Genomic DNA, 13,420 nt, shown 5'->3' with positions numbered 1-13,420 from the left:
TTTGTGCACTTTTGCATACACATATATGAAATTATAAGTTAAAAATATTGATACAAAAATTAAAATAATTCTCATAAAACTATTGCAATTTTAATTAATCATGGTATTATTTAATCATTAACTTGATTCAAAGATTAATAAAAATATATTCCAAAGACGGGGGAATGAAAATATGAAGACTTCCAAGCTCTTAGGCTCAATTGGTATTGTTACTGCAGCAGCTTTATCATTAGTTGCTTGTGGCAATAAGAGTAATAATAATTCAGGTGCAAGTGACGCAAAGAAATTTAAAGAAGCCACACCTACTAAAGCTGTTAAAAAAGGTGGCTCATTAAGTTACGCTATTGAAACTGATACTCCATTTACTGGTATTTTTAATAACGAACTTTCAACAACTGCTACTGACTCAGATGTAATGCAATTTGGTAACGAATCATTATTTGATACTGATGATAATTACAAGATCAATAATAAAGGTCCAGCAACTTTTAAGCTTGATAGAAAAGCAAAGACTGTTACCATCGAAGTTAAGAAGGGTGTTAAGTGGTCAGACGGTAAGCAAGTTAACGCTAAGGACCTTGAATATGAATACGAAATTATGGCTAACAAGGGTACAGCTTCCCAACGTTATACTGGCTCACTTCAAAATATTGTCGGTTTGAAAGAATACCACGATGGTAAGGCTAAAACTATTTCAGGTATTGAAATGCCAGATGGTGAAAATGGTCGTAAGATTGTAATTCACTTTAAGCAAATGAAGCCAGGTATGCTTCAATCAGGTAACGGTTACTTCCTTGAAAGTGCAAGTCCTTACCACTACTTGAAGGATGTTCCATTTAATAAACTTCAATCTTCAGACAAGATCCGTAAGAATCCTATGTTCTTTGGCCCATACAAGTTAAGTAAAATTGTTCGTGGTCAATCTACTACTTGGGTTCCTAATAAGTACTATTGGAGAGGTACTCCTAAGTTAAACAAGATTACTGCTTCAGTTGTTAACCCTAACTCAGCTTCTCAAGCTATCAAGAGTCATAAGTTTGATATTGCTGGTGTTATCAATAGTCAATGGGACCAAGTTAAGGGTACTAAGAATGTTAACTTTGTAGCTAAAGTTCCTTTGGAATACAGCTACATGGGCTTTAAGGTTGGTAAATGGAAGAACGGCGAAAACGTTGAAAATCCTAAGGCTAAGATGAACAATAAGTCATTGCGTCAAGCTATGGCATATGCAATGAACATTGATGCCGTAGCTAAGCGTTATACTCACGGTTTGTCATTCCGCATTCCGACTTTAATTCCTGAACAATTTAATAATTACTTTGATAAAGACGTTAAGGGTTACCCATACAACTTGAAGAAGGCTAACCAATTGCTTGATAAAGCCGGTTACAAGAAGAAGGGTAAGTGGCGTGTACAACCTAATGGTAAGCCATTAGTAATTCATTTGGCTGCTATGACTGGTGACTCAACTAAAGAACCAACTATTCAAAACTACATTCAACAATGGCACAAGATTGGTCTTAATGTTAAATTAACTGGCGGTCGTTTGATTGAATTTAACTCATTCTATGACAAGGTTCAAAATGATGATCCATCAGTTGACGTATTTATGGGTGCATGGTCACTTTCAAGTGAACCTTCACCACAAGATCTTTACTCAGCACATGCTCCATTTAACTTTAGTCGCTTCAATACTAAGGAAAATACTAAGTTGCTTGACGAAATTGATTCTGAAAAGTCATTCAATAATAGCTACAGAGTAGATGCATTCCACAAGTGGCAAAAATACATGGATGATCAAGCTTACGTTGTTCCAATGACTAATAGTTACTCAATTAGTGCTGTAAATAGCAAGATTAGTAACTTCTCACTTAAACCATCAGATGCTAACTCAGTATGGTACAAGGTTGGCTTTAACAAGTAATAAACTTTCCAACAATCACAAACACAAAATTAATCCTTTACTGAAACTTTCATAACAATATAAATTCCATTAACTAACAAGAAAACAGGCATTTCGAAATGAAGTGCCTGTTTTTGTTGATTGTAACTAATTTGTAATAGTGCTAACATTAAAGTATCAACTTGCTTCATTAATAGAGGAGAATTTAATAATGAAAAAAGCCAAGATTTTTGCTGGCATTACATTATTATCAGGAGTAGCACTTACTTTAGCTGCTTGTGGTAATTCAAATAGAGCAGGCGATGAATCAAAGACTGCTGCTAAGTTTAGTTCAGCAGTTCCAACTAAGCCTGCTAAGAACGGTGGTACAGTTAAGGTTGCCGTTGAAACAGATACTCCATTTACTGGTATTTTCAATGACGAACTTGCTACAAGTGCTACTGATACTGAAGTAGCTCAATATGGTGCAGAAAGCTTATTTGCTACTGACGATACTTACAAGTTCACTAACAAAGGTGCAGCTACTATTGATGTTGATCAAAAGGCCAAGACTGTTACTATCAATATTAAGAAGGGCGTTAAGTGGTCAGATGGCAAGCAAGTTAATGCTAAAGATTACGAATACGCATATGAAATTATTGCTAACAAGGCAACTAAGTCACAACGTTACACTTCAAGTTTAGCTGAATTGGTTGGTTTGAAAGAATACCATGAAGGTAAGTCAAACACTATTTCAGGTATTGAAATGCCAGATGGTGAAAATGGCCGCAAGATTGTTTTACACTTTAAGACTATGAAGCCAGGTATGAACCAATCAGGTAACGGTTATATTTGGGAAACCGCAGCTCCATATCATTACTTAAAGGATGTTAAGTTTGCTGATTTGATGTCAAGCGACAAGATCCGTAAGAAGCCTCTTTACTTTGGTGCTTACAAGTTAGCTAAAGTTGTTCGTGGTCAATCAGTAACTTGGGTTCCTAACAAGTACTACTGGAGAGGTACTCCAAAGATTAAGAAGATTGTTGCTTCAGTTATTTCACCAAACTCAGTTGCTCAATCAATTAAGTCTAAGAAGTTTGACGTAACTCAAGTTATCAACTCACAATGGCAAAACGTTAAGAACACCAAGGGTGTTAACTTTATCGCCACTATTCCATTATCATACTCCTACCTTGGTTTTAAGGTTGGTAAATGGGATGCTGCTAAGAACGAAAATGTCATGGATAAGAATGCTAAGATGAACAACAAGGCTTTGCGTCAAGCTATTGCTTATGGTATGAACGTAAACCAAGTTGCTAAGCGTTACAGCTTTGGTCTTTCATTCAGAGTTCCAACTTTGATCCCACAACAATTTGGTGACTACTTTGACAAGAATATTAAGGGTTACACTTATAACATTAAGAAGGGTAACGAAATCCTTGATAAAGCAGGCTTCAAGAAGAAGGGTACTTACCGTGTACAACCTAATGGCAAGCCATTGACTATTCGTCTTGCAGCTATGACTGGTAACTCAACTCAAGAACCAGTTGTTCAAAACTATATCCAACAATGGAAGAAGATGGGCCTTAACGTTAAGTTGACTGGTGGTCGCTTGATCGAATTCAACTCATTCTACGATAAGGTTCAACATGATGATCCATCAGTTGATATGTTTATGGGTGCATGGTCACTTTCAAGTGAACCTTCACCACAAGATTTGTATGGTAAGCATGCTCCAATGAACTACAGTCGTTTTGCAACTCCAGAAAACACCAAGTTGCTTGATGAAATTGATTCACAAAAGTCATTTAACAATAATTACAGAGTAAATGCATTCCATAAATGGCAAAAGTACATGTTTGATCAAGCTTATGTTGTTCCTGTATCAAACAGCTATCAAATTACTGCTGTTAATAAGAATCTTACTGGTTACTCACTTAAGCCATCCAAGTCAATGGGTAATGGCTTCCCTAACTGGTACTGGGTATCACTTGCTAAGTAATTTTAAAAATTATAAAAAAGGCTGCTTCTCTTTGCGAGTAGCCTTTTTTGTATGGCCTCAAAACTGGTATAATCATAGTAATAGTACGAAAGGCATGAAATATGGTTAGTGCAGAATTTTTAAATAGATTAAACGAAAAATACGGAATTAAGTTCCACAATATTAAATTGCTTGAAGAAGCATTTACACATTCTTCATATGCAAATGAACATCCAGAGGGTGTACGTGATTATGAAAAGTTGGAATTTTTAGGCGATGCTGTTCTAGAAATTGCTGTTTCAGATTATCTTTACCGTCATTATCCAGAATTAAATGAAGGTGAATTGACACGAATGAGATCTAACATCGTTCGTACAGAAGGATTCTCGGAATTCGCAATTGAATGCGGCTTCCAAGATGAAATTAATCTTGGTAATGGTGAAGAAAAGGTAGGAGCACGTCATAGAAAGACTTTGCTTGAAGATGTTTTTGAAGCATTCAATGGGGCGCTTTATCTTGATCAAGGGATGCCAGCTGTGCAACATTTCTTGCATTTAACGGTTTATCCATTGATTGCTAAAGGTGAATTTGATGATTCTCGTGATTACAAGACTGATTTGCAAGAATTATTGCAACAAGATGGTCCTGTTAATATTGAATATGAAACAATCAGTGAATCACAATTGCCATCTCACTTTGTGGTTGAATTAAAGATTAATGGTAAAGTTCAATCTCAAGGTGAAGGTCATAATAAAAAAGCGGCCGAACAACAGGCTGCTAAGGCTGCATTAGACGAACTTGAATAGGAGGTGGGTTTGTGCCATTAACTGAATTAATTATTGATGGTTTCAAATCTTTCGCTGAAAAAACAACTGTCCATTTTGGAAGTGGAATAACCGGTATTGTTGGTCCTAACGGAAGCGGTAAGAGTAATATTACAGAAGCTATCCGCTGGGCAATGGGTGAATCAAGAGCTAAAACTTTACGTGGAAATAACATGAAGGATATTATTTTTGCCGGAAGTGAGCTTCGGAAACCTCTTAATCGAGCAGAAGTAACTTTAGTTTTCGATAATAAAAAACGTGAACTAAATTTTGATCAAGATCAAGTATCAATAACAAGACGTTTGCTACGTTCAGGCGATAGTGAATATTTGATTAATAATCAAAATGTTCGATTAAAAGATGTGCGCGAGCTTTTCTTAGATTCAGGTATTTCCCAAAATAGTTTGGCAATTATTTCTCAAGGGCGAGTTGATCAAATCTTAAATTCTCGTCCTGAAGAAAGAAGAGAAATTTTTGAAGAAGCAGCTGGCGTACTGCATTTTAAACAACAAAAAGAAGTGGCGCAGTCGCAACTTAACAAAACTAATGATAATTTGATTCGTATCAATGATTTGGTTAAAGAACTTGAAAATAGAATTGAACCTTTACACGAGCAAAGTTCGTTAGCAAAGGAATATAAATTCCAAAAGGCTGGTTTGGATAAAAAATTAAAAACTTTGCTTGCTTTTGAGATTGAAGATTTAAATAATCAAAGATTAGCTCAACAAAAGAAAGCAGATAAGAATCAAGTTCTTTTGTCAAAATTAGATGAAGAAGTAAAGCAATCACAAGCAGCTGTTACTGAAAAGCGTAATGAATATCAAAAGTTACGTGAAGAACGTGAAGATATTCAAAATAAGTTGCTTAAATTAACGCAAGAAGTTTCTGAAATTAATACCAACTTGCAAGTTGCGGAACAATCAAAGCAATTTGATGAAGCAACCAAAGTTGAATATCAAAATCAGGTTAAGAATTTAAAGATCAAAATTGATAAATTAAATGAGGAATTTAATTTATATAAAGATCAAGAAGTTGAGTTAAAGAATGAAAAAGCTAAACTTCAAGAAAAACGTGACGAATTAACGGGTCAATTAAATGAAAATCCTGACGAATTGAATCAAAAGTTGGAGGATCAAAGAAATGAATATATCCAGCTTTTGCAGGATCAAACATCTAATAATAACCAATTAGTTTATTTACAAAATGAGTTAAAACGCACGTCAGAGGACACATCATATCAAAATAACAATGTGGCTGAGCAACTCAAGAAGGCTCAAGCTGAACTTGAAACTTTACGTGTTGAAGGCAAGGAATTAACTGCAAAGCGTGAAAAGAAAATTGCTAAGGAAAATGAACTTAGTGATCAAGAACATGATTTAAGTACAAAGCTTAATTCTTTACGCCAAACTGTAACTGAGCAAAGAAGCAAGTTGCAAAGAATTAGTGCTCGCCATGAAGCTTTAGTGAATATTCAAAAGCGTCATGAAGGTTATTACTCCGGCGTTAGAAATGTTTTGAATCACTTAAATGATTATCCGGGTGTTATCGGTGCTATTGGTGAATTAATTTCTTTCCCTGCTAAATTGGAGGCAGCGATCACCACTGCCTTAGGTGGTGGCGTTCAAAACTTAGTTACTGATTCAAGAAATAGTGCTCGGGATGCCATTAATACTTTGAAGCAAACTCACGCTGGACGAGCAACTTTCTTACCTTTAGATGGTTTGCGGCAATTTGGTATTCCAAGTTCAACAGTAACTACTTTGAAATCCTTTGATGGCTTTATTGGCGTTGCTAATGAACTTGTTGATAGTAAAGCTAAAACCGATATTTCTGCAGCAATTAATTATTTGCTAGGCAGTGTCATTATCGTTGACAAGATTGAAACAGCGATGGCGATTTCTCAAAAAGTTGGACATTATCGAGTTGTTACTCTTGATGGAGACGTTATTTCTCCTGGTGGTTCAATGACGGGAGGGATGCGTAATCAACGCAATAATTCACCATTGCAAACAACTGCCGAAATTAATAATTTAGAAACGCAAATTTCATCATTAAAGACACAATTTGAACAAGGACAAAAAGAATTAACCACTTTAAACGATAAAGTTGTCCAAGTTCGTGATAATTTGCAAAAATTGCATGATGAAATCACTTATTTAACGCAAAATGTCAATGAAACGGCAATTTCTTTCCAAAACCAAGAAAAAGAAGTTAAGCGCCTCTCTGATGCAAGCAAGCTTTTTGAAACGAGAGCCGAACAAAGAAAAGAACATATTGCATCCTTGAAGAGTCAAATCGCAGATACTGAAAAACAACGTGATGATCTAAATAAACAAGCTGATCTTGAAAAAGAAAAAATTGATCAAATTCAAGCAAGAATTAAGAATTTTGCTTCATTAAATCAAGAGATTCAAGATAAAGTTTCTGACTTAGATCCTAAGATTGCTGTGTACTCAAACAAATTAGAAAATTTGACCAGTCAACGTAAGGAAAAGCAAATTCAACTTCAAGATAGTAAGAATCAAGTAGAAACTTTAAATGAAAAGCTTCAATCTTTGATTCAAAATGGTAAACTTTCTGTTCAAAAGAAAGCAGATTTGCAAAAACAAAGTCAAGAAATTGGTAAGCAAAAAGAGAAGTTGCAAACTCAGCTTAATGAATTATCTTCTAAATTAGGCCAATTTGATGCGCAAATTAATCAATTAGATCAAGTTGCAAGTCGTAACTATGATTTGCGTAAAGATGCTGCTAATGAGCAAGAAGAATATTCTGTTCAAATTGCTAAATTTAACAGTTCAATTAATCAGAAGCTCGATACTTTAAGCGAGGATTATTCATTAACTTATGAGGCTGCCTTAGCTAACGCTGAAGGTGAAAATACTCCTGAAGAACGGGATAAGTTGAAGAAGGGTGTTAAGCTTCACAGAATGTCAATTGAAGATATTGGTCCAGTTAACTTAAAGTCCATAGAAGAATACGATGATGTAAAAGAACGCTATGATTTCCTTAATCAACAACAAAATGATTTGCTTAGTGCTCGAGAAAATCTTGAAAAATCAATGGTTGAATTGGATCAAGAAGTAAAGACACGTTTTGGTCAAACCTTTGATAAGATTGCTGCTAGTTTTGCGCAAATTTTCCCAGTTGTCTTTGGTGGCGGTAATGCCAAATTAGTATTAACCGAACCAGATAATATGTTGGAAACAGGAATTGAAATTATTGCTCAACCACCTGGCAAGAAGTTGCAACCTTTAACTTTGCTTTCCGGTGGGGAAAGAGCATTAACGGCGATTACTTTGCTTTTTGCTATGCTTCAAGTAAATCCTATCCCATTCTGTATTTTGGATGAAGTTGAAGCTGCTTTGGATGATGCGAATGTTGCGCGTTTTGCCCAATTTTTACAAAAGTATGATATGCATACACAATTTATCGTTATTACTCACAGACGTGGTACTATGCAACAAGCTGATCAATTATTTGGCGTTGTAATGCAAGAATCTGGTGTTTCGCAGGTTTTGTCAGTATCATTAAAAGATATGAAAAATGAGGTGAAGAAATAGTGGGTTTATTTGACCGAATTAAAAAATCTCTTTTTGGTAAAAAAGATGATGAAGAAGAAAAAAAGGAACAAGATCAGGTTGAACAAGAAGAAACTGATCAAGAAGTAGAAGAAAAATCTGATGAAGAGACTAATGTAGAGCCCGAAAATCAGGAAGAATCTGAGACTGAAGATAATAATACCGAAGAAGATACTACTGAAATTGAAGGGGCAGAAGAAACCGAAACAGTAGTAGAGGATTCTCATGAAGAAGCAGATGTAGAAGAAAAGGCTGATGAAGACACTTCAATAGATGCAACTGAAGAAGAGAATGTAGAATCTCAACCTGAAGAATCAACTGATGAAGAAGAAAATACCGAAGACGATGTAGAATCTAATGATGAAACTGCAGAATCTGATTCAGAAACAGAGGATGAAGAAAAAGAAGCTGATCAAACCAAACTTTATGAAAAAGGCCTTGAAAAGACCAATAAAGGTTTTGGTGCAAAATTAAATGCTTTCTTTGCAAAATTCAGATCTGTCGATGAGGACTTCTTTGATGATCTTGAAGATTTATTGATTGAATCAGATGTTGCTTTGAAACTGCCGAACAATTAACCGAGGAATTGCGTGACGAAGCTAAGCTTCAAAAGGCTAAGTCACATGATGATTTGAAACGAGTTATCGTTGAAAAGTTGGTTGATCTGTATGATCAAAACGGTAATCCTGACGATGAAAAATTGATTTATCATGAAGATCAAAAGCCTAATGTCTATTTGTTTGTTGGTGTAAATGGTGCGGGTAAAACCACGACAATTGGTAAATTAGCTAAAAGATTTAAGGATCAAGGCAAATCAGTTATCATGGCTGCTGCCGATACTTTTAGAGCCGGAGCTGTTGAACAATTAGTTGAATGGGGCAAGCGTGTAGATGTTCCCGTTGTTACTGGCAAGGAAAAAGCTGATCCAGCTTCAGTTGTCTATGATGCAACTCAACGTGCTATTGATGAAAAAGCAGATTACTTATTAGTTGATACGGCTGGTCGTCTTCAAAACAAAAAGAATTTAATGAGCGAATTGGAGAAAATCCAAAGAACTATTAAAAAATTGGCCCCAGAACAACCAACTGAAACTCTTTTAGTCTTGGATGGTTCAACGGGACAAAATGCCCTTCTTCAAGCTAAGGACTTTGACAAAACAACTAAATTAACAGGTTTGGTTTTGACTAAGCTTGATGGTTCATCTAAGGGTGGGGTTGTTTTGGCAATCAGAAACGAAATGAACTTGCCGGTTAAATTAGTTGGTCTTGGTGAAAAGCCTGAAGATTTGGCTGATTTTGATGCGGCAAACTATGCAATTGGTCTTTTCCATGGCCTAGTATAGTGTTAAAGTTAAGTTATTATCATATTTAGTTATATTAAATACGAGGAGAAAAATTATGAGAGAACCTAGCGCATGTACAACAATTCTTGTTGGTAAAAAGGCTTCTATTGATGGCACAACAATGATTGCTCGTAACGATGATACTTTTAGACCTATTACGCCACAAAAGTTCATTATTGAACCAGCAGCTCATGGTGAAAAGGGTCGTCACATTAAGTCATGGCTTAACAAATTTGAAATGGATCTTCCTGAAGACGCTCAACGTGTCCCAGCCGTACCAAACGTTGATTACAAGCACCGTGGCTACTACGATGAATCAGGTATTAATGAAGAAAACGTATGTATGTCATGTACTGAATCAACTTACGGTAACGAAAGAACTTTAGCTTTTGACCCACTTGTTAAAGATGGTCTTGATGAAGATTGTATGCAAACTGTTGTCTTGCCTTACATTCACTCAGCTAGAGACGGTGTTAAACGTTTAGGTGAATTGATTGCTAAATACGGTTCACCTGCAGGTAACTCAGTTTTATTCAGTGATAAAGATGAAATTTGGTACATGGAAATTGTTACTGGTCACCACTGGGTAGCTGAAAGAATTCCTGACGATTGCTATGCTGCAACTGGTAACCGTGTGGCTATCGAACAAGTTGATTTTGATAATCCTGATTACTTCATGTGGAGTGATGGTATTCGTGAATTTGTTGACGAACATCATTTGAACACCGACCATGAAGGTTGGAACTTCCGTCACATTTTCGGTACTTACACTGAACAAGACCGTCACTACAACACTAACCGTCAATGGTATATTCAAAAGTTGTTCAATCCAGAAATTGAACAAGACCCAGAAGATGGCGACATTCCATTTATCCGCAAGGCAACTAAGAAGATCACTAGAGAAGACATTCAAGTTGCTTTGGGTTCTCACTACCAAGACACTCCATATGATCCATTTGGCAAGGGTACTGAAGAAGAAAAGGTACGCTTCCGTCCAATTGGTTTGAACAGAACTCAAAACTCACACATTTTGCAAATTAGAAGCGATGTTCCTGCTGATCGTGCTGCTATTATGTGGTTATGTATTGGTGGTCCAACATTCACTCCATTTGTTCCATTCTTTGCTAATATGAGCGATACTGATCCTTCATACAACAACACTTCAATGGATTACAACATGAATGATGCTTGGTGGTACTACAAGTCATTGGCTGCTCTTGTTGAAAGCCATTACCCACAATTTGTTCAACTTGACACTGATTACTTAACTGAACTTAACCGTTACTACAGAGGTTGTGTTGAAGAAATTATTAAGGGTGCTGAAGGCAAGTCAGGCGAAGAATTGACTGAATACCTTACTAAGGCTAACCAAGAAACTGTTGCTCATACTAAGGAAGACAGTGAAAAGCTTTGGGGCAAGATGATGGTTGAATCAATCAACATGTCTAAGTTGACTTTCAACATGGATGCTAACCTTTAATATAAGTTAAAAGTATAAACGAAAGAGATCTGAATTAATTTTCAGATCTTTTTTTGATTTTGAAAGCACTTTAATTAAGGAAAATAAGAAAAAGTCTGTTATAACAGTATATGGGTCTACATGTATATACAACTTAAAAAGGAGATTTTGCTTATATGGCATTATTAATTGCTTTGATTAACATTGTCGGTTGGGGACTAATTCCTTTAACTGTTAAAGGTTCTCCTGCAAATCAAATTGCAGGGATGGGAATTGGTGCTTCCGTCACGGCATTAATTATTTATTTGTTTACGCGTCCGGCCTTTGATGCAAGTGTTTGGGCAATTGCTTTTATTGCTGGTGCGCTTTGGACGATTGGACAATTAGGTCAGTTCATTTCATATACAAGAATTGGCGTTAGTGGGACAATTCCGCTTTCTGCTGGTTTTCAATTAGTTGGTAATTCTTTAATTGGTGTATTGATTTTTGGTGAATGGCCAACATCAACTGCTAAGATTATTGGTTTTATTGCCTTAGCTTTAGTAGTTATCGGAATTGTTTTGAGTTCTAAGAGTGATGATAATGGTTCGGGCAATGCGACAATGAAGAATATCATGTTTCTTCTTGCAACAACGATCGGCTTTTGGATTTACTCAAGTTCTCCAAAATTAATTGGCAAAGCTATTAATCCAAGTGCAACTGGTTTAGATTATATTTTTCCGGAAATGCTTGGCGTATTAGTGGGAACGACCTTATACGTTTTGTTCTCACATAACACGCATATTTATCATGAAAAAGTAACTTTGCATAACTGTTTAGCAGGAATTGAATTTGGTGTTGGTACATTATTCTACTTATTCTCAGTTAAGCAAAATGGTGTAACTAATGCGTTCATTTACAGTCAACTTTGTTCTGTAATTTCTACTTTTGGTGGAATTTGGTTCTTGCATGAATCTAAGTCAAAGCGTGAAATGATTTACGTAACTGTAGGTTTGATTTTCATCATTGGCGGCAGTGTTTTAACTGGATTTGCTAAATAATGAAATTAAAAAAAGACCATTCATTTGCGATGTTTATCGCATTTGAATGGCCTTTTTTATTTGAATGTAAGTAGAACAATATATTTCATACTTTACTTCATATTTTGAATAGAGTTAAGTATATATAAGAATGTGGGCTGAGTAATTACAACTAAGCCTCCGCCGATGATAATATTTAAAATAAATTTTTCAAGAGCAAATTTCATAATGAGGAGCATCCTTTCCTAATGTTTTATCAAAGTAATAAATTTAATATCCAATTTAAAAAAATAAGAAGAAGCAAAGGAATAAGTATAGAAAAAGCCACTAATGGTATTACTTCAAAATCTCATTTAAGTAGTTGGGAAAATGGGAAAACTACGATGGATCTTGATATTTTCATAAAGTTATTAAATAGAATCAACGTTCAACCAAGTGATTTCTTTAAAGAATATGAATCATACGAATTGCGTATTTATACAGATGATGTAGTTAAAATGTATGCTAATAATGACGTAATTGAACTTCGAGAATTAATAAAAATATTGAAAAGTAATTATCAACTTAATCCTCAAAATAAAACTATTTTCTTTAGATTAGCGATTGCAGCAAATTTTTATTTGGACTTATCAGGTTATAATCTCTTTTCAGAAAAGGATACATCACTTTTATGGCTTCATTTTTCTGAGATAGAAAAATGGTATATCGAAGATATAATTTTATTTGGTAATACTCAATTATTATTAAATTCTGTGCAAGTTTATCAAGCTGCACGGTCATTAATTAGTCATAGTGTAGAGTGTAATCAAATAAACAATACTATGGTTCTTAATACAGTTATTAACGTCGTATTTGTATTATTAAAGAAAAAGAAAGTTAAATTAGCAACAAAAATATTAGAAATTATAAGTAAACAAAACATCACAGATGATCATGCATTCGAATTAATTAGAATGCAATTTATGCAAATGCTGATAGACTATATAAATAATAAAAATGAAAAGAATATGCAAATATTTTTTGAAGCTCTAAAAATACTGAAATTTAATAATGAGGTTGATAATTTTAATTTTGCTTTTTCTCAAATTAAGGATATTTATAAGTAATATAAAAAGTAAATTTAAATAAAAAATTCAAAATTAAGGAATTTTAATAACATATTAATGAATGCTGATTAAAATGGATTTTGTTTTGAGTATATGACTTAAAGCATTAATCTTAATAAATTTATTCAATAACATATATGTTTTTATGAATGAAAAAGCTTTTAATCATATTCAAATCTTGTTTAAAGTTAATGATGATTGTTTCATTCTGAATAATTTATTGGTGCCC

General features: G+C 34.7%; 7 protein-coding genes and 1 pseudogene. All 8 read left to right on the top strand.

Annotated elements, in window-relative coordinates:
* The first annotated feature begins 172 nt into the window (after positions 1 to 172).
* The 8 genes and pseudogenes from JCM6256_RS02590 (at position 173) to JCM6256_RS02545 (ending at position 13,191) form a co-directional block, all read left to right on the top strand.
* Positions 173 to 1,924 (top strand): oligopeptide ABC transporter substrate-binding protein, encoded by a 1,752-nt coding sequence (locus tag JCM6256_RS02590; RefSeq protein ID WP_025080268.1) that lies wholly within the window; start codon positions 173 to 175, stop codon positions 1,922 to 1,924.
* Between the two features lie 190 nt (positions 1,925 to 2,114).
* Positions 2,115 to 3,884, top strand: coding sequence for an oligopeptide ABC transporter substrate-binding protein (locus tag JCM6256_RS02580; RefSeq protein WP_025080267.1), 1,770 nt, complete (start codon positions 2,115 to 2,117; stop codon positions 3,882 to 3,884).
* 101 nt (positions 3,885 to 3,985) lie between these two features.
* Positions 3,986 to 4,669, top strand: a complete 684-nt coding sequence (rnc, locus tag JCM6256_RS02575; RefSeq protein ID WP_025080266.1) for a ribonuclease III — start codon at positions 3,986 to 3,988, stop codon at positions 4,667 to 4,669.
* Between the two features lie 11 nt (positions 4,670 to 4,680).
* On the top strand, positions 4,681 to 8,247 hold the full coding sequence (smc, locus tag JCM6256_RS02570; RefSeq protein ID WP_025080265.1) for a chromosome segregation protein SMC: 3,567 nt from the start codon (positions 4,681 to 4,683) through the stop codon (positions 8,245 to 8,247).
* Positions 8,247 to 9,607: pseudogene (ftsY, locus tag JCM6256_RS09505) on the top strand (signal recognition particle-docking protein FtsY). The gene smc and the pseudogene ftsY overlap by 1 nt, the downstream one beginning before the upstream one ends.
* A 55-nt stretch (positions 9,608 to 9,662) precedes the next feature.
* Positions 9,663 to 11,087: a C69 family dipeptidase gene (locus tag JCM6256_RS02560; RefSeq protein WP_025080264.1), complete on the top strand. Its 1,425-nt coding sequence runs from the start codon at positions 9,663 to 9,665 to the stop codon at positions 11,085 to 11,087.
* 155 nt (positions 11,088 to 11,242) lie between these two features.
* Entirely contained in the window at positions 11,243 to 12,106 is an 864-nt protein-coding gene (locus tag JCM6256_RS02555) for a GRP family sugar transporter (protein ID WP_025080263.1), read from the top strand.
* A 227-nt stretch (positions 12,107 to 12,333) separates the two neighbouring features.
* Positions 12,334 to 13,191 (top strand): helix-turn-helix domain-containing protein, encoded by an 858-nt coding sequence (locus JCM6256_RS02545; protein ID WP_025080262.1) that lies wholly within the window; start codon positions 12,334 to 12,336, stop codon positions 13,189 to 13,191.
* The last annotated feature ends 229 nt before the right edge of the window (positions 13,192 to 13,420 follow it).

This window comes from Lactobacillus hamsteri DSM 5661 = JCM 6256, from assembly GCF_000615445.1.
GTDB lineage: Bacteria > Bacillota > Bacilli > Lactobacillales > Lactobacillaceae > Lactobacillus > Lactobacillus hamsteri.
This window is presented reverse-complemented; position numbering and strand designations above follow the sequence as displayed.

What these genes read in the sequence shown, in the direction of transcription:
- rnc (WP_025080266.1), top strand. Translation starts at nt 3,986, where the DNA reads ATGGTTAGTGCAGAATTTTTAAATAGATTAAACGAAAAATACGGAATT.
- JCM6256_RS02560 (WP_025080264.1), top strand. Translation starts at nt 9,663, where the DNA reads ATGAGAGAACCTAGCGCATGTACAACAATTCTTGTTGGTAAAAAGGCT.
- JCM6256_RS02555 (WP_025080263.1), top strand. Translation starts at nt 11,243, where the DNA reads ATGGCATTATTAATTGCTTTGATTAACATTGTCGGTTGGGGACTAATT.
- JCM6256_RS02590 (WP_025080268.1), top strand. Translation starts at nt 173, where the DNA reads ATGAAGACTTCCAAGCTCTTAGGCTCAATTGGTATTGTTACTGCAGCA.
- JCM6256_RS02580 (WP_025080267.1), top strand. Translation starts at nt 2,115, where the DNA reads ATGAAAAAAGCCAAGATTTTTGCTGGCATTACATTATTATCAGGAGTA.
- JCM6256_RS02545 (WP_025080262.1), top strand. Translation starts at nt 12,334, where the DNA reads ATGTTTTATCAAAGTAATAAATTTAATATCCAATTTAAAAAAATAAGA.